This is a genomic window from Pseudomonas sp. GW821-FHT03E01, from assembly GCF_059420765.1.
Window position 1 is genome coordinate 300,399 of the sequence record NZ_JBWKUI010000005.1, and the last position, 19,822, is coordinate 320,220.

At 61.3% G+C, this 19,822-nt stretch carries 12 protein-coding genes; 9 read left to right on the forward strand and 3 right to left on the reverse strand.

Annotation, left to right across the window (positions count from 1 at the left end; translation table 11 throughout):
* Nucleotides 1–226: 226 nt before the first annotated feature.
* On the forward strand, nucleotides 227–1,687 hold the full coding sequence (gene dacB / locus AC07VO_RS10940) for a D-alanyl-D-alanine carboxypeptidase/D-alanyl-D-alanine endopeptidase (protein WP_018925274.1): 1,461 nt from the start codon (nucleotides 227–229) through the stop codon (nucleotides 1,685–1,687).
* A 95-nt stretch (nucleotides 1,688–1,782) separates the two neighbouring features.
* Here the strand turns inward: dacB and AC07VO_RS10945 are convergent, their stop codons facing one another.
* Both AC07VO_RS10945 and rlmKL read right to left on the reverse strand, forming a co-directional pair.
* Nucleotides 1,783–4,173 carry a sensor domain-containing diguanylate cyclase gene (locus AC07VO_RS10945; protein WP_086945135.1) on the reverse strand — a complete coding sequence of 797 codons (2,391 nt, stop codon included), beginning with the start codon at nucleotides 4,171–4,173 and terminating at the stop codon, nucleotides 1,783–1,785.
* Between the two features lie 143 nt (nucleotides 4,174–4,316).
* Nucleotides 4,317–6,587, reverse strand: a complete 2,271-nt coding sequence (rlmKL, locus tag AC07VO_RS10950; protein ID WP_018925272.1) for a bifunctional 23S rRNA (guanine(2069)-N(7))-methyltransferase RlmK/23S rRNA (guanine(2445)-N(2))-methyltransferase RlmL — start codon at nucleotides 6,585–6,587, stop codon at nucleotides 4,317–4,319.
* A 531-nt stretch (nucleotides 6,588–7,118) separates the two neighbouring features.
* Between rlmKL and rmf the strand changes: the two genes are divergently transcribed.
* Nucleotides 7,119–7,334, forward strand: coding sequence for a ribosome modulation factor (rmf, locus tag AC07VO_RS10955; protein ID WP_003223300.1), 216 nt, complete (start codon nucleotides 7,119–7,121; stop codon nucleotides 7,332–7,334).
* A 312-nt stretch (nucleotides 7,335–7,646) separates the two neighbouring features.
* Here rmf and AC07VO_RS10960 read toward each other — a convergent pair whose 3' ends face one another.
* Nucleotides 7,647–8,666, reverse strand: coding sequence for a quinone-dependent dihydroorotate dehydrogenase (locus tag AC07VO_RS10960; protein ID WP_026331742.1), 1,020 nt, complete (start codon nucleotides 8,664–8,666; stop codon nucleotides 7,647–7,649).
* 226 nt (nucleotides 8,667–8,892) lie between these two features.
* Here AC07VO_RS10960 and AC07VO_RS10965 point away from each other — a divergent pair, with 226 nt between their 5' ends.
* From AC07VO_RS10965 to AC07VO_RS10995, 7 genes are all read left to right on the forward strand, one after another.
* The gene (locus tag AC07VO_RS10965) at nucleotides 8,893–10,104 is read left to right on the forward strand and encodes a CmpA/NrtA family ABC transporter substrate-binding protein (RefSeq protein WP_086945136.1); all 1,212 of its coding nucleotides are present in this window, start codon (nucleotides 8,893–8,895) and stop codon (nucleotides 10,102–10,104) included.
* Nucleotides 10,105–10,119: 15 nt separating this feature from the next.
* Nucleotides 10,120–10,695: an ANTAR domain-containing response regulator gene (locus AC07VO_RS10970; protein WP_007940646.1), complete on the forward strand. Its 576-nt coding sequence runs from the start codon at nucleotides 10,120–10,122 to the stop codon at nucleotides 10,693–10,695.
* A 362-nt stretch (nucleotides 10,696–11,057) separates the two neighbouring features.
* A complete protein-coding gene (locus AC07VO_RS10975) occupies nucleotides 11,058–12,269 on the forward strand; it encodes a nitrate/nitrite transporter (RefSeq protein WP_018925267.1) in 1,212 nt (403 codons plus the stop codon).
* Between the two features lie 7 nt (nucleotides 12,270–12,276).
* A complete protein-coding gene (locus AC07VO_RS10980) occupies nucleotides 12,277–13,947 on the forward strand; it encodes a bifunctional protein-serine/threonine kinase/phosphatase (protein ID WP_064619175.1) in 1,671 nt (556 codons plus the stop codon).
* A gap of 385 nt (nucleotides 13,948–14,332) precedes the next feature.
* Complete coding sequence (gene nirB, locus AC07VO_RS10985) at nucleotides 14,333–16,786, forward strand: nitrite reductase large subunit NirB (RefSeq protein ID WP_086945137.1); 2,454 nt, start codon at nucleotides 14,333–14,335, stop codon at nucleotides 16,784–16,786.
* Nucleotides 16,783–17,100: a nitrite reductase small subunit NirD gene (gene nirD, locus AC07VO_RS10990; protein ID WP_018925265.1), complete on the forward strand. Its 318-nt coding sequence runs from the start codon at nucleotides 16,783–16,785 to the stop codon at nucleotides 17,098–17,100. Before nirB ends, nirD begins: the two co-directional genes overlap by 4 nt.
* Nucleotides 17,100–19,817 carry a nitrate reductase gene (locus tag AC07VO_RS10995; protein ID WP_086945138.1) on the forward strand — a complete coding sequence of 906 codons (2,718 nt, stop codon included), beginning with the start codon at nucleotides 17,100–17,102 and terminating at the stop codon, nucleotides 19,815–19,817. Before nirD ends, AC07VO_RS10995 begins: the two co-directional genes overlap by 1 nt.
* Nucleotides 19,818–19,822 lie beyond the last annotated feature (5 nt).

Consider the following 19,822-nt stretch of genomic DNA (forward strand, 5'->3'; position numbering starts at 1 on the left):
TCCTCATAAGTAATAACGGGCGGCACTTTAGCAGTTTAAGGCGCCGATTACCCGCCTCAGAACGGCGCGACGTCTACCGTCGGTAAAAAAATAGCGGATTAGTCGACCAAGGTGCGGCACAAGCCCTTGCACCTTGGGGCATAATGCCGACACTTTCATGACCGCTGAGGGAATTTATCACCATGCCCTCGTCTTTTTTCCCCTCGGCTGTAGGGTTTTATTTCAGATGATCAAATCTTTGCGTCCATTGCTGCTGGCCAGCCTTCTTCTGCCCCTGGCCCTCCCCGTTTCCGCCGCACCGATCAACACCGCCCTGTCGCCCAACGTTGAAAAGGCCCTCAAGGCCAGCAAATTGCCGGACAGTGCCTTGTCGCTGGTGATGATCCCGCTTAATGGCCCGGGCACCCCAACCGTTTATAACGCTGACGTTTCGGTCAACCCGGCCTCGACCATGAAACTGGTCACCACCTATGCGGCGCTGGAAATGCTTGGCCCGAACCATCAGTGGAAAACCGAGTTCTACACCGACGGCACCCTCAGCGGTGGCATCCTCAACGGTAACCTCTACCTCAAGGGTGGCGGCGATCCGAAGCTGAACATGGAAAAACTCTGGCTGCTGATGCGCGACTTGCGCGCCAATGGCGTGACCCAGGTCACCGGTGACCTGGTGCTGGACCGCGGCTTCTTCGTGCAGCCGCAACTGCCCGAGTTCAACGACGACGGCAATGACGAGAACAAACCGTTCCTGGTCAAGCCCGACGCACTGCTGGTCAACCTCAAGGCCCTGCGATTCGTGGCCCGCAACGACTCGGGCAAGGTCCTGGTGTCGGTCGAGCCGCCGATTGCCAGCATCCGCATCGACAATCAGGTCAAGGCGCTCAACTCCAAGCAATGCACCGGGGGCGTGCGCTACAACCCGGTGACCCAGGCTGATGGCAGCGTCACCGTGACCGTCGGCGGCCAGTTGGGCGAAGGTTGCAGCTCCCAGACCTACTTGTCGCTACTCGACCACGCGACCTACACCGCCGGCGCCGTGCGCGCGATCTGGAAGGAACTGGGCGGCAGCATCCAGGGCCAGGATCGTCTGGCACCGACGCCGAGCAGCGCCAAGGTGCTGGCCCGGGCCTACTCGCCAGACCTGGCGGAAATCATTCGCGACATCAACAAATACAGTAACAACACCATGGCTCAGCAGTTGTTCCTGAGCCTGGGCCAGAAGTTCCGCACCGACGCCGACAGTGATGACGCCAAAGCGGCCCAGCGCGTGGTGCGTCAGTGGCTGGCGCAGAAAGGCATCACCGCACCGCACCTGGTGATGGAGAACGGCTCCGGCCTGTCCCGCGCCGAACGGGTAAGCGCGCGTGAAATGGCCGCGATGCTGCAAGCCGCCTGGCGCAGCCCGTACGCCGCCGAGTTCATCAGCTCGATGCCGATTGCCGGCACCGACGGCACCATGCGCAAACGCCTGAAGCGCACGGCCATGACCGGTGAAGCCCACGTCAAGACTGGCACCCTGAACACCGTGCGTGCCATCTCCGGCTTCAGCCGCGATGTCAATGGCAATACCTGGGCGGTGGTGGCGATCCTTAACGACAAGGCTCCGTTTGGCGCGTCTTCGGTGCTGGATCAGGTGCTGCTGGACCTGTATCGCCAGCCGAAACTGCCGACCACGGCATCGGTGTTGTAACCGGATCCATAGAACACCTCAGATCCAATGTCGGAGATTCTATGTTGCAGGGCAACCCTGCAACATAGAATCTCCAACAGGGTCTGTATGCAGACCTAGCTCATCTGCCCTTCAACCCGATCCCTTCCCGCCTGCTTCGCCGCGTAAACCCCCGAATCCGCCCGCAACAGCAACGCATCCGCGCCTTCCCCGGCCCGCCAGCTGGCAATCCCGAAACTCGCGGTAACGATCCCCACCTCGTCGATCGGCGAACTGCGCAACCCTTGCCATAGTTCCAAGGCCAGCACATGAGCCTGCTCGCCGTCGATGTCCGGACAGAGCACCATGAACTCTTCGCCCCCCAGGCGACAGAACACATCGGTGCGCCGCAGGCGACGGCCAATACGCTCACACACCGCCTGCAATACCCGATCGCCCACGGCATGGCCGTGCTGGTCATTGATGCGTTTGAAGTGGTCGATGTCGAGCATGATCACCGACAACTCGCCACCGCCGCGCTCGACCCGGGCCATTTCGGTGGTCAGGCGCTCCTGGAAGTAGCGGCGGTTATAGATCCCGGTCAATGAGTCGGTCACCGACAGTGCGCGCAACTCCTCTTCCACCCGCTTGAGGTCGGAAATGTCCGAAATGTAGCCATGCCACAGCACACCGCCACCGGGCAGTTCCTCCGGCGTTGCTTCGCCGCGGACCCAGCGCAGGCCACGCTCGGGCAATTGCACGCGATACTCTTCGCGCCAGGGGCTGAGGTTGTCCGCCGACACCTGGATCGACGCGCGGACCCGGCGCGAGTCCTGAGGATGAATCCGCGAGAACACCGCTTCGGCATTGCTCAGCAGTACCTCCAATTCGAGTTCGTAGATCTCGCGCATCCCGTCGCTGGCGTAGATAATGCTGAAGCGCCCATCGAACTCCATCTTGAACTGGTAAATCCCGCCGGGCACATGGGCACTGAGCTTCTTCAACAACAGGTCCCGCGCCGCCAGAGCCTCGTGGACGCGCTTGCGTTCGGTGATGTCGATGCAAATCGCCAAGTACCCGACCCACAAGCCTTGTTCGTCGAGGACCGGAGTCGCCAGCATGTTCACCGTCAAATGGCTGCCGTCGCGGCGCACCAGCGTCCACTCCCGGGCTTCATGACCGCCCTCTTCCCCGCCTTCGACCAACATGGCCTGACAGGTCGGAATCGGCTTGCCATAGCGCGCGCTCAACTCCGCCGACCGCGCCTCGAGCTCCCGGGGCAGGTGCAGGTTTTCCAGGGTCATGTGGCCCACGGTCTGCGCACTGGAGTAACCAAGCATGTGCTCGGCACCGGCATTGAAAGTGCTGACGATCCCCCGCAGGTCGGTGGCGATGATCGCCACCTGAGTCGCAGCATCCAGCACGCCGCGCAATTGGCCATGCGTGCCGCGCAGCTCTTGCTCACGGGCGTGCAGTTCCTCGGTCCGTTGCTCGACCATTTTCAGCGCCCGTTGCCGCTGGCTGACCAACACATAGAGAAACACACTGAGCAACAAGCTGAGTAAACCACCCAGCACCACCTGGCTGGTCACTGAAGAATGGTTGGCTTGCAGGAACGCAGCACTGGGGCGCATATCCACTTGATAATCGTGGTCGGCCAGGCGCAGCAAGCGCGTGGAGGATAAGTCACTGGCCCCCGCCGGGTTGGTCGACTCGTACAGCACTTCGTGTTGGTCATCGGTGGACAAGTCGAGAATGCGCACCGAGAGAGAATCATGATTCTCTTCCGGCAGCCCGTCCGCCAGCAGCTGGCGCATGCTGATCACCGCCATCACATACCCGGCGGGCGTGGTGCCCGGCAGCTGCTGACGGCTGACCGGTGCCACCAGCAACACACCCCGTGAATAGGCAGGCTCAATGCCTACCAGATGCAATGGTTGCGAGACAACCATGCGGCCAGTTCGATCGGCACGCTCCAGGGTCGAACGGCGCAGGGGCTGGGCCAGCAGGTCGTAACCCAGCGGCGTGGGCAGTCGGCTCTGGGTTTGTGTATAGAGCACCGGCACGTACTCGTCCCGTTCCGCGGCCGGTTGCAACTGGCCGTCGGCGGTGAGTTCGCGAAAGGTGAAATTGCTCAAGCCTTCGTCATGCACGAAGCGTTCAAGCAAGGGGCGTTCGGCGCGGGAAACCCGTGGTGCCCAGGAATAGGCTTGAGTGCGCCGCAAAAGAGGTTTGGCGTAACCGTCGAATTCCTCGCGGGACACCGACTCGGAATTGGCGAAGAACCGGCGCAGGCCATCAAGGCGCTGCTCCTGATCTTCGAAACGTTCTACGATACGGCTGTAGCGTTCACTGGCGAGCAGTTGGAAACGTTGCCGCATTTGCTGATGAAACTGATTGAGTGTTGCCCAGGCCAGCAACCCCGTAAGAATCCCGCCGACGAGCAATACCAGCAGCGCGACCAGCCAGGCCGAGACATCTTCGCTGATAAAACCCAGGATCTTGGGGCGCACGGCGTGTAACGACATAAACGCAACTCATAACGCCAGGTGCCGGAAAGCCCATTGGCCATGAGTTGAGTTATAGCTATTAGCCACTAATTTGACCAGCACTGAAAGAACCAAAGAGCCTTTAAAAATCAAGGCTCTGTGGATCCAATCAGGCTCAAGTGTCAGCGAGCAGTGATCTTCCAGGCACGGTGGATCTTGCCATTACGGGCGAAATCCGGATCGATGGTCTGGGCCGTGATTTCTTCAACGGCATAACGCTCGGTGAGGTTTTCCTCGAGCTGGAACTTGCGGAAGTTGTTGGAGAAGTACAACACCCCACCCGGTGCCAGTCGCGCCATGGCCAGGTCGATCAACTGCACCTGGTCACGCTGCACGTCGAAGATCCCTTCCATGCGTTTGGAGTTGGAGAAGGTCGGCGGGTCGATGAAGATCAGGTCGTATTCGTCACGGCAGGCGTCGAGCCAGGCCATCACGTCGCCCTGCTCCAGACGGTTCTTGTCGGAGAAACCGTTCAGCGACAGATTTCGCCGCGCCCAGTCCAGGTAAGTTTTCGACAGATCGACGCTGGTGGTGCTGCGCGCACCGCCCTTGGCCGCATGCACACTGGCCGTCGCGGTGTAGCAATACAGGTTGAGGAAGCGTTTGCCGGCCGCCTCTTTCTGAATCCGCATGCGCATCGGCCGGTGGTCGAGGAACAACCCGGTGTCGAGGTAGTCGGTGAGGTTCACCAGCAGCTTCACGCCGCCTTCGTTAACCTCGTTGAACTTGCCCTGGGCGCTCTGGCGTTCGTACTGCTTGGTGCCGCTCTGACGTTCGCGACGCTTGACCACCACGCGGCTCTTGTCGATGTTCAACGCCTGCGGGATTGCCGCGAGGGCATCGAACATCCGCGCCGAGGCTTTTTCCGGATCGATGGATTTCGGCGCGGCGTATTCCTGAACGTGGACCCAGTCGTGATACAGGTCGATGGCCATGGAATATTCCGGCATGTCGGCATCGTAGACGCGGTAGCAGTCGATGCCTTCACGCTTGACCCACTTGCCCAGCGCCTTGACGTTCTTTTGCAGACGGTTGGCAAACATCTGCCCACCTTCGCTCAGGCGCGGCTGCTCGATCACCGGGGCGGGTGCCGGAGCCGGTTTGATCGGATTGCCGTTCTTGTTGTACTTGCGCTCTTGCGGCTCACTCGGTGCTTCATCGTAGGCCGCCTGTTCACGCTCGGCCTGACGCTGTTCCGGGGTGCGACGCTCGCCGGTGACGAACTGGTCTGGCGTGACCTTGATCAACAGCAATTTGCACGGCAACGCGCCGTTCCAGAACGAATACTGTTTGTGGCTGCGGATGCCCATGCGCTTGCCCAGGTCCGGAGCACCGGTGAACACCGCCGCCTCCCAGTTCAAGCACGCCTGACGCAGACGCTCACCGAGGTTCTGGTAGAGGTAGAGCAGGCTCGCCTCATCGCCCAGACGCTCGCCGTACGGAGGGTTGCAGATCACCAGGCCTTTCTGGTTCTGGTCCGGGCGCGGCTCGAACGTTGCCACTTCGCCCTGGTAAATCTTGATCCACTCGCTCAGGCCGGCACGTTCGACGTTGTTGCGGCCCGGTTGAATCAGGCGTGGGTCGGCTTCGTAACCGCGAATCCACAGCGGTGGCTTGGCCAGGCCGGCCGCGGCGCGTTCAGTGGCTTCTTCGTGGAGTTTTTTCCACAGCGCCGGTACGTGACCGAGCCAGGCGGTGAAGCCCCACTGCTCACGGCGCAGGTTCGGCGCCATATCGGCGGCGATCATGGCGGCTTCCACCAGGAACGTGCCGACACCGCACATCGGGTCAGCCAGCGCGCCACCATCGGCGGCAATGCGCGGCCAGCCGGAACGGATCAGAATCGCTGCCGCGAGGTTTTCCTTCAGCGGCGCCGCGCCTTGCTGCAAGCGATAACCGCGCTGGTGCAGGCTGTGCCCGGACAGGTCGAGGGACAGGATGGCTTCGCCACGGTCCAGACGCAGGTGAACGCGCAGGTCCGGGTTGAGCTTGTCGATGGACGGGCGATCGCCTTGCGGGGTGCGCAGTTTGTCGACGATGGCATCCTTGACCTTCAAGGCGCCAAAGTGCGTGTTGTCGATGCCAGAGCCGTGACCGCTGAATTCGACGGCCAGGGTGCCGTCGTTGAGCATGTGGTCTTGCCAATCGATATCCAGCACGCCGTGATAGAGATCTTCGGCGTCCTTCATCGGGAAGCGCTTGAGCACCAACAGCACCCGGTTCGCCAGACGCGACCACAGGCACAGGCGATAAGCGGTTTCCATGGTGGCCATGCCGCGCACAGCCGAGGTGTGCTCGCGTGCTTCCTCAAGGCCAAGCCCGACGGCTTCCTCGATGAGCAGACCTTCAAGGCCTTTGGGGCAAGTGAGGAAGAGTTCGAAACGATCGGACATGGTAATTCCAGAGCCTTTAGCTAAGTGAACCGGCAACGCGTTGCCGATCCGGTTTTCAATCAGGCGTTTTTCTAACAGAACGCCCGCGTGGCACGAAGGTGTGCCGTCCCACCCTGACTGCTCGGGTTAAAAGAGCTTAGATGCCAGGGCAGATAAAAAAGTTGATGAAACAAAATGTCATAAGTCGACCCTTCGTCGAATAATACCCAAGAGCAACGGGTGTCATTCTCGTTAAGGCGCAACCCCCAGCATCCCAGCGAAGGGCCGATCATACCGGGCTTTGGCCAATCAACACGGCACAAATATCGTGTTACTTATGGCCATACCATCTTTATGGTTACGTTCTTATGACAAAACGGTCATTCCCTCGATGTGACGCATTGGTTAGAACTCCACTCAGGTTGACGTCGCAACGGCGTCAACACCTTGGCTCGCGACGCCGGCAGCGAGCCACCAACGGCAGAATTTTTCTGCCTGACCTCGATTGAGGTCGACGCGATACATACAGTCAACAAGTGAGGGAAACACCCTATGAGAAGACTTAAGCGTGATCCGTTGGAAAGAGCATTTTTGCGCGGATATCAATATGGCGTTGGTGGTAAATCCCGTGAGCTTTGCCCTTTTACTCTACCGTCGGTACGCCAAGCCTGGATCAATGGCTGGCGAGAAGGACGCGGCGACAATTGGGACGGTATGACCGGCACTGCGGGAATCCACAGACTCAACGAACTTCACGCCGTCGGCTAATACAGGGCACACACTCCGACACGACAATCTGATTACGCTACGACTTAACCACGCACGTCCTATCCGGACGGCGGGCTTCGGCCCAGGGGCTCCTTCGGGGAGCCCTTTTTTATGCCTGCAAAGAAACTACGGTGGTGAGGTCGTTTCTGTGGCGAGGGAGCTTGCTCCCGCTGGGCTGCGATGCGGCCCCAAAACCAATCAACCCGGAGTGTCAGGTAAAACGCGGTTGCAGGATTTACGACTGCTTCGCAGCCGAGCGGGAGCAAGCTCCCTCGCCACAAAAGCCCCCACCATCAGGGCCCAAATCAGGCTTCAGCGCAACGCGGCGATGGCATCTACCGATTCACGAATCAGTGCCGGGCCTTTATAGATAAAGCCCGAATAGATCTGCACCAGGCTCGCACCCGCAGTGATTTTCTCAGCCGCGTGCTTGCCTTCAGTGATACCGCCCACGGCGATGATCGGCAAGCGACCGGCCAGTTCCGCCGCCAGCACCTTCACGGTGTGGGTGCTCTTGTCGCGAACCGGTGCGCCGGACAACCCGCCCGCCTCGTCACCGTGCTCCAGGCCTTCGACGCCGACGCGGCTCAGGGTGGTGTTGGTGGCGATCACCGCATCCATCCCGGTTTCGATCAACGCCTGGGCGACTTGAGCGGTTTCTTCATCGCTCATGTCCGGTGCGATCTTGATCGCCAAAGGCACATGTTTGCCGTGGCGCAGGGCCAATTCCGCCCGGCGCGTGGCCAGGTCGGCGAGCAATTGCTTGAGCGAATCGCCGAATTGCAGGCTGCGCAGGCCCGGTGTGTTCGGCGAGCTGACATTGACCGTCACGTAGCTGGCGTGTGCGTAGACCTTGTCCAGGCAGATCAGGTAGTCGTCAACCGCACGTTCAACCGGCGTATCAAAGTTCTTGCCGATATTGATACCCAGCACGCCCTTGTACTTGGCTGCCGCCACGCGAGCGAGCAAGTGATCGACGCCGAGGTTGTTGAAACCCATGCGGTTGATGATCGCCTCGGCTTGGGGCAAGCGGAAAATCCGCGGTTTCGGATTACCCGGTTGCGGACGCGGGGTAATGGTACCGATTTCGACGAAACCGAAACCCAGTTGGGCAAATCCGTCGATCGCCGCGCCGTTCTTGTCCAGACCGGCCGCCAGACCCACCGGGTTCGGGAATTCCAGGCCCATGACCGTCACCGGCATTTTCGCCGGTGCCTTGCACAGTAAGCCGTTGAGGCCCAAACGCCCGCCCGCGCCGATCAGGTCCAGGGACAGATCGTGGGAGGTTTCCGGGGAAAGTTTGAACAGCAGCTGACGGGCCAGGGTGTACATGGGCAGGCTTGACTCGGGTGGCGATGAGAGGCGGCGATTATAGCCGCGCATCGAGTCCACAGGCGAGGCGCACGACAAAATCAGCCAGCGATGGCATATGCCTTGCACCAACATGATCATCAGCACTCATGCCAACGACGGAATGAGTGGAAGGACAATGGCGTCGTCACCGGCTCTGCTCGCGCAGAGGCCATGGGACGACGTTTTTTTTGGAAGGTGCAAATCGATGAATGAACCATCAGCCGGCCCACTGGCCTGGGTCAACGGCAGCGATGCCCCGGAAAAAACCGAAATAAACCTTGGCTTCATGGCTCTGAGCGACTGCGCCTCAGTGGTGGTCGCCGCCACCCAGGGCTTCGCCCAGCCTTACGGTCTGACCCTGAACCTCAAGCGCCAGTCGTCCTGGGCCAACCTGCGGGACAAACTGGTCAGCGGCGAACTCGACGCCGCCCACAGCCTGTACGGCCTGATTTACGCCGTGCACCTGGGCATCGGCGGCGTAGCCTCCACCGACATGGCCGTGCTCATGGGCCTGAACCAGAACGGCCAGAGCATCAACCTCTCCCACGGCTTGCAGGCCTTGGGCGTGACCAGTCCTGAAGCACTGGACCATCACGTGCACCAAAGTCGCCCAAAACTGACCTTCGCCCAGACATTTCCCACAGGCACCCACGCCATGTGGCTGTATTACTGGCTGGCGAGCCAGGGCATTCATCCGTTGCAGGATGTCGACAGCGTGGTGGTGCCGCCGCCACAAATGGTCGCGCACCTGCAAGCCGGGCGCATCGACGGGTTCTGCGTCGGCGAACCGTGGGCTGCCAGTGCGGTGCAACAGAATCTCGGTTTCACCATGGCCACCACCCAGACCATCTGGCCCGACCACCCGGAAAAAGTCCTCGGCTGCACCCGCGCCTTCGTCGAGCAATACCCCAATACCGCCCGGGCCCTGGTGATGGCGATCCTCGAGGCCAGCCGCTTCATTGAAGCCAGCCGCGAAAATCGCCGCAGCACCGCGCAACTGTTGAGCGCCCCCGAATACCTGGATGCCCCGCTCGATTGCATCGAACCGCGTTTGCTCGGCGACTATACCGACGGCCTGGGCAATCACTGGCAAGACCCGCATGCGATGCGTTTCCACAGTGGCGGAGAGGTCAATCTGCCGTATTTGTCCGACGGCATGTGGTTCATGACCCAGTTCCGTCGCTGGGGCTTATTGCGTGACGACCCGGATTACCTCGGCGTGGCCCGTCAGGTCCAGCAACTAGACTTATACCGAGAGGCCGCCACCGCTGTCGGCGTGCCCGCCCAGGTTCAGGAAATGCGCAGCAGTCAACTGATCGACGGCAAAGTCTGGGACGGTTCGGACCCGGCCGGCTATGCCCGCAGCTTCACGCTGCACGCCATGAGCGACAGCGCCCCCCTTCTCGCCAGCCGCTGACAGGAGCCTGCGAATATGTTGCGTATCCTGCTGATCAATGACACCGCGAAAAAAGTCGGGCGTCTGAAAGCGGCCCTGATCGAAGCCGGGTTCGAAGTCATCGACGAATCCGGCCTGACCATTGACCTGCCCGCGCGCGTCGAAACGGTGCGTCCGGACGTGATCCTGATCGATACCGAGTCACCGAGCCGCGATGTGATGGAACAAGTGGTGCTGGTTACTCGCGACCAACCACGGCCAATCGTGATGTTCACCGACGAGCACGATCCCGGCGTGATGCGCCAGGCGATCAAGTCCGGCGTCAGTGCCTACATCGTCGAAGGCATTCACGCACAACGCTTGCAGCCGATTCTCGACGTGGCCATGGCTCGCTTTGAAAGCGATCAGGCCCTGCGCGCGCAACTGCACGCCCGCGACCAGCAACTGGCCGAGCGCAAGCGCATTGAGCTGGCCAAGGGGCTGCTGATGAAGATGAAGGACTGCAACGAAGAAGAGGCCTACACCCTGATGCGCCGCCAGGCCATGAGCCGCCAGCAGAAGCTGATACAGGTGGCGGAACAGATCATTGCCATGAGTGAACTGCTCGGTTGATCCGATCATTGTGGCGAGGGGGCTCGCCCCCGTTGGGCTGCGAAGCGGCCCCTTGCATTCCTTCAGAAGTCCTCGCACACAGGCCTTGCGACGGCTTCGCCGCCGAACGGGGGCAAGCCCCCTCGCCACAAAAAGCAGATTGTTGGCACAGATCTCGCTAAGTAATCCCTGCAAGGTAACCAACGGCGGTTGCCCCACCTACGACAAAGACGTCGCTCACCTCATTCGCCCCCTTTTGCGAATCAGGTAGCGGCGTTTTTCCGTTTTGGCCCCAGAGACCGGGGCTGGTGGTGCGGCCGTTGCGGCGCCCCACCTGCAAGCTCATGACTCCTTCTTGATACGCCTGACAGCTGAGGTGCGCGATGAATTCAAGCTTCTGGAAATCCGGCCATACCCCGACACTGTTCGCAGCCTTCCTCTATTTCGATCTGAGCTTCATGGTCTGGTACCTGCTCGGCCCCCTGGCGGTGCAGATCGCCGCTGACCTGCACCTGACCACCCAACAGCGCGGGCTGGTGGTGGCCACGCCGATTCTGGCCGGTGCCGTATTGCGCTTTGCGATGGGCCTGCTGGCTGATCGCCTGTCGCCAAAAACCGCCGGGATCATCGGCCAGATAATCGTCATCAGCGCCCTGCTCGTTGCCTGGAAAGTCGGCATCCACAGTTACGAGCAGGCGCTGTTGCTGGGCCTGTTCCTCGGCATGGCCGGTGCGTCCTTCGCCGTCGCCCTGCCGCTGGCCTCGCAATGGTATCCGCCGCAGCACCAAGGCAAAGCCATGGGCATCGCCGGTGCCGGTAACTCGGGCACCGTGCTGGCCGCCCTGATCGCTCCGGTGCTGGCCGCCGCGTATGGCTGGAGCAACGTGTTCGGCTTCGCCCTGATCCCGTTGATCCTGACCCTGATCGTCTTCGCCTGGCTGGCCAAGAACGCCCCTGAGCGGCCGAAAGCCAAGTCCATGGCCGACTACCTCAAGGCCCTGGGTGACCGCGACAGCTGGTGGTTCATGTTTTTCTACAGCGTGACCTTCGGCGGCTTCATCGGTCTGGCCAGCGCCCTGCCCGGCTACTTCAACGACCAGTACGGCTTGAGCCCGGTGACCGCCGGCTACTACACCGCGGCGTGTGTATTCGGTGGCAGCCTGATGCGTCCGTTGGGTGGCGCGCTGGCGGATCGCTTCGGCGGGATTCGCACCCTGTTGGCGATGTACACCGTGGCAGCGATCTGCATTGCGACCGTGGGTTTCAATCTGCCGAGTTCCTACGCAGCATTGGCGCTTTTCGTCTGCACTATGCTCGGTTTAGGTGCAGGTAACGGTGCCGTATTCCAGTTGGTCCCACAGCGTTTTCGTCGGGAGATCGGTGTGATGACCGGTTTGATCGGCATGGCCGGTGGCATCGGTGGCTTCGCACTGGCGGCCGGCATGGGCGCGATCAAGCAAAGTACCGGCAGCTATCAAATGGCCTTGTGGTTGTTCGCCAGCCTCGGCGTACTCGCCTGGTTCGGTCTGCACGGGGTGAAACGTCGCTGGAGAACCACTTGGGGTTCGGCAGCCGTCACCGCGGCTCGCGTGTGAGGATTGAATGAGCCTGCAACTGAGTTTTGCCGAAGCCAGCGCCATCGGCCCTCGCGAAGAGAACCAGGACGCTCTGCGCCTGGTCACTCCGGCTCCGGCACTGGCGGCGAGCAAGGGCTACCTGTTCGCCATCGCCGACGGCGTCAGCCAATGCGCCGATGGCGGTCTCGCGGCCCGTTCGACCTTGCAGGCGTTGGCGCTGGATTATTACGCCACACCGGAAACCTGGGGTGTCGCCCAGGCACTCGATCGCCTGCTGCTGGCGCAAAACCGCTGGCTGCAGGCCAACGGCGGCGGGCAACCGCTGCTGACCACGGTCAGTGCCCTGGTGATGCGCGGCAGGCGTTTCACCCTGGCGCATGTCGGCGATTGCCGGGTTTACCGCTGGCACGCCGACACCTTGCAACGGGTGAGCGAGGATCACGTCTGGGACCAGCCGGGCATGCAGCATGTGCTCAAGCGGGCCCTGGGGCTGGATCAACATCTGGTGCTGGACTTTCTGGATGGCGAACTGCGCCTGAACGAGAGTTTCGTGCTGCTCAGCGACGGCATCTGGGCCGTGCTGGGCGATACCGCCATCGCGGCGATTCTGCGCGATCAACCTGACCTCAACAGTGCCGCGCAGACCCTGGTCAGCGCCGCGCACCTGGCGGGCAGCCAGGACAATGCCAGCGCCCTGCTGGTGCGGGTCGATGCCCTTGGCGAAACCAGCATTGGCGATGCACTGATTCACCTGCAGCAATGGCCTCTGCCGCCTGCACTGAAACCGGGCCAGACCTTCGAAGGCTGGCAGGTCGAAGGGATCCTCGGCCAGAGCCAGCAATCGCTGCTCTACCGGGTGCGCGATGCACAACAACAGCGCTGGCTACTGAAAACCTTGCCCGGCGCTCTGCGTGACGATCACCAGGCCGGGCAGGCATTGTTGTCGGAGGAATGGTTTCTCAAGCGTGTAGCCGGTCGGCATTTCCCTGAAGTCCATGCCGCCAGTCAGCGTCAGCATTTGTATTACGTGATGCGTGAGTATTCCGGATCGACCCTGGCTGAGTTGCATGAGCGCGTCACAACGCTGCCACTGGCGCAATGGCAGGACTTGGCCGAACGCTTGCTGCGGGCTGTCGGCATCCTGCATCGACGGCAGATTCTGCATCGCGATATCAAACCGGAGAATCTGCTGCTGGGGGACGACGGCGAGTTGCGCCTGCTGGATTTCGGCCTCGCCTACTGTCCGGGGCTGTCCGAAGATCAAGCCTTCGCCCTGCCTGGAACGCCCAGCTATATCGCGCCAGAAGCGTTCCGCGGCGACCTGCCGACACCACAACAGGATCTGTATGCCGTCGGCGTGACCTTGTACTACCTGCTCACCGGGCATTATCCCTACGGCGAAATCGAAGCGTTCCAGCGCCCACGGTTTGGCGTGCCTGTCAGCGCCAGTCGCTACCGGCCCGACCTGCCGGAATGGATCGCGCAAAGTCTGGAGCGCGCGGTGGCGGTAGCCCCGGATCAGCGCTTTGAAACGGCCGAAGAATGGTTGTTGCTGCTGGAACAGGGAGAACGACGCAGTTTGAGCGTGCGACCCAGACCGTTGCTGGAGCGCGAGCCGTTGAAGGTTTGGCGGACGTTGGCACTGGTGTCGTTGCTGGTGAATCTGGTGCTGCTGTTTTTGTTGTTTCACGGTTAAAAGATCAAAAGATCGCAGCCTGCGGCAGCTCCTTCGGGAGCCCACGATCTCCTGCGGGAGCTGCCGTAGGCTGCGATCTTTTGATTTTTCTGCTTCAAAACCGGGCATCGCGCCTTGAACCGGTGCACGCAAACACCCTCCTCCCATGACCAGAGCCCATAAATCCGGCCCTTGCGAGACTTGGCACAACCACTGCATTACCTTTCCCAACAGACATAAAGCCCGGCCTTCAACGTAGAAGGCTGCGCTGCCCGAGAGAACGGGACAAGGACAAAGGCGTCCTCGCTAGTTAGCTAGCGGGACGCCTTTTTTTGTTTGCGCAAAATTTTGTCGAGCAAGGTCTGAATGCCCTGATGAGGCAGGCCCGAGCTCCCCGGAGAACCTGATGAAAAAACTAAAACTGGTGATGATCGGCAACGGCATGGCCGGGGTTCGTACCCTGGAAGAACTGCTCAAGCTGAGTAATGAGCTGTACGACATCACGGTCTTCGGCGCCGAACCGCATACCAACTACAACCGCATCCTGCTGTCCCCCGTACTGGCTGGCGAACAGACGTTCGAAGAGATCGTGCTCAACGATCTGGACTGGTACCTGGAAAACAACATCAAGCTGCTGCTCAACCGCAAAGTGGTGGAGATCGACCGGGTCAAACGCCGGGTCATCGCCGAAGACGGCACTGAGGCTGAATACGACCGCCTGCTGATTGCCACCGGCTCGACCCCGTTCATCCTGCCAATCCCCGGCAATACCTTGCAGGGCGTGATCGGCTACCGCGACATTGCCGACACCCAAGTGATGATCGACACCGCCAAGACCCACAAGCACGCCGTGGTCATCGGTGGCGGCCTGCTGGGCCTTGAAGCCGCCAACGGCCTGATGCTGCGGGGCATGCACGTCACCGTGGTGCACATCGGCGAATGGCTGCTGGAGCGCCAACTGGACAAAACCAGCGGCCAACTCCTGCAAACCGCCCTGGAAGCCCGTGGCCTGCATTTCCGCCTGTGCGAACAGACCCAGGCCCTGCACGACGCCGGCAATGGCCGGGTCGGCTCAGTGCAGTTCAAGAACGGCGACATCATCCCCGCCGATCTGGTGGTGATGGCCGCCGGCATTCGCCCCAACACCAAACTGGCGGAAAAAGCCGGCATCCCTTGCAGCCGCGGGATTCTGGTCAACGACACAATGCAAACCTACGACCCTCGGGTGTACGCCATCGGTGAATGCGCCAGCCACCGCGGCACCGCCTACGGCCTGGTCGCACCGCTGTTCGAACAAGCCAAGGTGTGCGCCAACCACCTCGCCCAACTGGGCTTCGCCACTTACAAGGGCTCGGTGACGTCGACCAAATTGAAAGTCACCGGCATCGACCTGTTCTCCGCCGGCGACTTCATGGGCGGCGAAGGCACCGAGACCATCACCCTCTCCGACCCGATTGGCGGGGTGTACAAAAAACTGGTGATCAAGGATGACGTGCTGGTCGGCGCCTGTCTGTACGGCGATACGGCAGACGGCGGCTGGTATTTCCGGCAGATCCGTGAGAACCATGCCATCGGCGAGATCCGCGATCATTTGATGTTCGGCGAAAACGCCTTGGGCGACGTAGGACACCAAGGCCAGGACAAAGCCATGAGCATGGCCGACACTGCCGAAGTCTGCGGCTGTAACGGCGTGTGCAAAGGCACCATCGTCAAAGCCATTCAGGAACACGGGCTGTTCAGCGTCGACGACGTGAAGAAACACACCAAGGCCGCCAGCTCCTGCGGCTCTTGTGCCGGCCTCGTCGAACAGATCCTGATCAACACCGTGGGCGGTGCGGCAGACGTCAAACCGAAAAGCGAAAAAGCCATCTGCGGGTGCAGCGACCTCAACCACGGGCAAATCCGCCAGGCCATCCGCGACCAGCATCTGCTGACCATCGCCGGCACCATGAGCTACCTGAACTGGCGCACGCCGAACGGCTGCGCCACCTGCCGCCCGGCGCTCAACTACTACCTGATTTCCACCTGGCCCGGCGAAGCCAAGGACGATCCGCAATCGCGCCTGATCAACGAACGCGCCCACGCCAACATTCAGAAAGACGGCACTTACTCTGTCGTCCCGCGGATGTGGGGCGGTGTGACCAATCCTTCAGAACTGCGGCGCATCGCCGACGTGGCCGACAAGTACAACGTGCCGATGGTCAAGGTCACCGGCGGCCAACGCATCGACTTGCTGGGGATCAAAAAGCAAGACTTGCCGGGCGTCTGGAAAGACCTGGACATGCCGTCCGGCCACGCCTATGGCAAATCCATCCGCACCGTGAAAACCTGTGTCGGCAGTGAGTTCTGCCGCTTCGGCACCCAGAATTCCACGCAACTGGGCATCGAGCTCGAACATGACCTGTTCAACATGTGGTCACCACACAAAGTAAAACTGGCTGTCTCCGGTTGCCCACGCAACTGCTCGGAAGCGGGGATCAAGGACGTCGGAATTATCGGCGTGGATTCCGGCTGGGAGATGTACATCGGTGGCAACGGCGGGATCAAGACCGAAGTCGCTGAATTCTTCGTCAAGTTGAAAACCGCTGAAGAGGTGCGCGAATACAACGGCGCTTTCCTGCAGCTGTACCGTGAAGAAGCCTTCTACCTCGAGCGCACCGTGCATTACCTGCAACGGGTCGGCATGGAACACATCAAGAAAGCCGTGCTGGAAGACCCGGTACGGCGCAAGGCACTCAACGAACGCCTGCAATTCTCCCTGTCGTTCGAACAGGACCCGTGGAAAGAACGCCTCGAGCAACCACTGCTGAAAAAAGAATTCGAAGTCATTCCCGTGAAGAACCTGGAGGTGTCGGTATGAACTGGCTGGATATCTGCGCACTGGAAGAGATCAACACCCTTGGCTCGCGGATCGTCGCCGGCCCGAAAGGCGACATTGCGATTTTTCGTACGAGCGACGATGAGGTTTTCGCCCTCGACGACCGCTGCCCGCACAAGGGCGGGCCGCTGTCCCAGGGGTTGATCTACGGCAAACGGGTCGCCTGCCCGCTGCACAACTGGCAGATCGACCTGGAAACCGGCGAGGCCCAGGCTCCCGATATCGGCTGTGCCCACCATCATTCGGCACGGGTCGAAAATGGCCGGGTGCTGCTGGCTCTGCGGGAAGCAAGCTGATGGACCGCCAAATCACCGCCTCCACCTGCTGCTACTGCGGGGTCGGCTGCGGCGTGCTGATCGAGCACGACGGCGAGCGCATTCTCGGCGTCAGCGGCGATCCGGCGCACCCGGCCAACTTCGGCAAATTGTGCAGTAAAGGTTCGACCTTGCATCTGACCGGCGACCTGACGGCGCGGGCCTTGTACCCGCAACTGCGCCTGGGCAAAGGACTGGCTCGCAGCCGCACAGATTGGGACAGCGCACTCGATCACGCCGCCAGTGTCTTCGCCAAGACCATCGCCGAACACGGCCCGGACAGCGTCGCGTTCTATATCTCCGGGCAATTGCTGACCGAGGATTACTACGCCTTCAACAAACTGGCGCGGGCGCTGGTGGGCACCAACAACATCGACAGCAATTCACGGCTGTGCATGTCTTCAGCGGTGGTCGGCTACAAGCGCAGCCTCGGCGCCGATGCTCCGCCCTGCAACTACGAAGACCTGGAACTGAGCGACTGCGTGATGATCGTCGGCAGCAACATGGCCTACGCCCACCCGGTCCTGTTTCGTCGCCTGGAAGAAGCCAAATCCCATCGTCCGCAGATGAAAGTCATCGTCATCGACCCACGGCGCACTGACACCTGCGATCTGGCTGACCTGCACCTGGCGATTCTGCCCGGTACCGATGTCGCGTTGTTCCATGGGATTTTACACTTGCTGCTGTGGGAAGACTGGATCGACCGCGACTTCATCAAGGCCCACACCGAAGGCTTGGCCGAGCTGAAAAACCTGGTACGCGACTACACCCCGGCAATGGTCTCGCAACTCTGTGGCATCAGCGTCGAGCAACTGCACCAATGCGCGGAATGGGTCGGCACGTCACCGAGCTTTCTGTCGCTGTGGTGCATGGGGCTGAATCAGTCCACCGCCGGCAGCGCGAAGAACAGCGCGCTGATCAACCTGCACTTGGCTACCGGGCAAATCGGTCGGCCCGGCGCAGGACCTTTCTCGCTGACCGGTCAGCCCAATGCCATGGGCGGCCGGGAAACCGGCAGTTTGTCAAACCTGCTGCCAGGCCATCGCGAAGCGGCCAATGCCGAACACCGGGCGCAAGTGGCCGCCTACTGGGGCGTCGATCAACTGCCCGAAAACACCGGGCTCACGGCCATCGAACTGTTCGAGCAGATGCGCAGCGGCAAGATCAAAGCCCTGTGGATCGCCTGCACCAACCCTGCCCAGTCGCTGCCGGACCAGACCTCTGTGCGCGAGGCACTGCAAGCCTGCCCGTTCGTGGTGTTGCAGGAAGCCTTCCACACCACCGAAACCGCCGCATTCGCCGACCTGTTGCTGCCCGCCGCCAGTTGGGGTGAAAAGGACGGCACGGTTACCAACTCCGAGCGACGCATTTCCCACGTCCGCCGAGCCATCGGCGCCCCCGGTGAAGCACGGCCCGATTGGGCGATCACCGTGGATTTCGCACAGCGTCTGGAAAAACACCTGCGTCCCGGAGCCTCCAGCCTGTTTGCCTTTGAAACCCCGGCACAGGTCTTCGACGAATACAAACAACTGACTCGCGGCCGCGACCTCGACCTGTCCGGGATCAGTCATGAGTTGATCGACCAGCTCGGACCGCAGCAATGGCCCTTCCCCGCCGGAGCCCGCGAAGGCACCGCGCGGTTGTACCTTGACGGGGTATTCCCGACCGCCAGCGGGCGTGCGCAGTTCGTGACCGACCCCTATCGCGCCGCCAAGGAACAACGCGATGCGCGTTTCCCGCTGACCTTGATCACCGGTCGCCTGCGCGATCAATGGCACGGCATGAGCCGCACCGGCACCGCCGCGCAACTGTTCGGCCATGTCAGCGAAGCCGTGTTGAGCCTACACCCGGATGAACTGCGTCGGCATCGCCTGCAACCTGGCGACCTGATCAATCTGAAAAGTCGCCGGGGCGCGGTGATCCTGCCGGTCAGCAGCGACGACAGCGTACGTCCGGGCCAGGCTTTCCTGCCGATGCATTGGGGCGACCGCTTTCTCAAGGGCGGTGTGAATACCCTCACCCTTCCCGCCTTCGATCCGTTGTCGAAGCAACCGGAACTCAAACACAGCGGTGTGCGGCTCGAGCCTGTGCATTTGCCCTGGCAGCTTTTCGCCCTGATCGAAGGTGATGTTCAACAGCACCTGGAGACGTTGCGACCACTCTGCGAGGCGTTTTCCTACGCCAGCCTCAGCTTGGCCGGCCGTGAGCGTCCCGCGCTGCTGATACGCGCCGCCAGCGCCACCGCGCCAGAGCCGCAGTTGTTGCGTGATATCGATCAATGCCTGGGGCTCAACGACGGCCCGGTATTGGCCTACGACGACCCCCGGCGCTCGATCGGTAAACGGGTGCGTATCGAGAACGGCCGGATCACCGCGATTCGCCTGGCCGGTGAAACACTCGCCCAACATTGGCTGCAAAGCCTGTGGCTCGAAGGTCGCGCCGACGAACAACTGCGCCGTTGGCTGCTGGCACCGTTGAGTGCGCCACCAGGCAACGCTGGCGCCCCTGCATCCGGCAGCAAAACCCTGTGCAACTGCATGAACGTCAGCCAGAACGCAATCTGTGCCGGAATCAGCCGTGGCCTGGACTTGCAAGGTTTGAAACAAGAATTGGGCTGCGGCACGCAATGCGGCTCCTGCGTCCCGGAAATCAAGCGTTTACTGGCCGCCACTGCGCAGCCAGTCGCCGTCACCTCGTGAGGAAA

Bases quoted from the DNA above. Each gene is read 5' to 3' on its own strand.
- dacB (WP_018925274.1), top strand. From the start codon at position 227: ATGATCAAATCTTTGCGTCCATTGCTGCTGGCCAGCCTTCTTCTGCCC.
- AC07VO_RS10945 (WP_086945135.1), bottom strand. From the start codon at position 4,173: ATGTCGTTACACGCCGTGCGCCCCAAGATCCTGGGTTTTATCAGCGAA.
- rlmKL (WP_018925272.1), bottom strand. From the start codon at position 6,587: ATGTCCGATCGTTTCGAACTCTTCCTCACTTGCCCCAAAGGCCTTGAA.
- rmf (WP_003223300.1), top strand. From the start codon at position 7,119: ATGAGAAGACTTAAGCGTGATCCGTTGGAAAGAGCATTTTTGCGCGGA.
- AC07VO_RS10960 (WP_026331742.1), bottom strand. From the start codon at position 8,666: ATGTACACCCTGGCCCGTCAGCTGCTGTTCAAACTTTCCCCGGAAACC.
- AC07VO_RS10965 (WP_086945136.1), top strand. From the start codon at position 8,893: ATGAATGAACCATCAGCCGGCCCACTGGCCTGGGTCAACGGCAGCGAT.
- AC07VO_RS10970 (WP_007940646.1), top strand. From the start codon at position 10,120: ATGTTGCGTATCCTGCTGATCAATGACACCGCGAAAAAAGTCGGGCGT.
- AC07VO_RS10975 (WP_018925267.1), top strand. From the start codon at position 11,058: ATGAATTCAAGCTTCTGGAAATCCGGCCATACCCCGACACTGTTCGCA.
- AC07VO_RS10980 (WP_064619175.1), top strand. From the start codon at position 12,277: ATGAGCCTGCAACTGAGTTTTGCCGAAGCCAGCGCCATCGGCCCTCGC.
- nirB (WP_086945137.1), top strand. From the start codon at position 14,333: ATGAAAAAACTAAAACTGGTGATGATCGGCAACGGCATGGCCGGGGTT.
- nirD (WP_018925265.1), top strand. From the start codon at position 16,783: ATGAACTGGCTGGATATCTGCGCACTGGAAGAGATCAACACCCTTGGC.
- AC07VO_RS10995 (WP_086945138.1), top strand. From the start codon at position 17,100: ATGGACCGCCAAATCACCGCCTCCACCTGCTGCTACTGCGGGGTCGGC.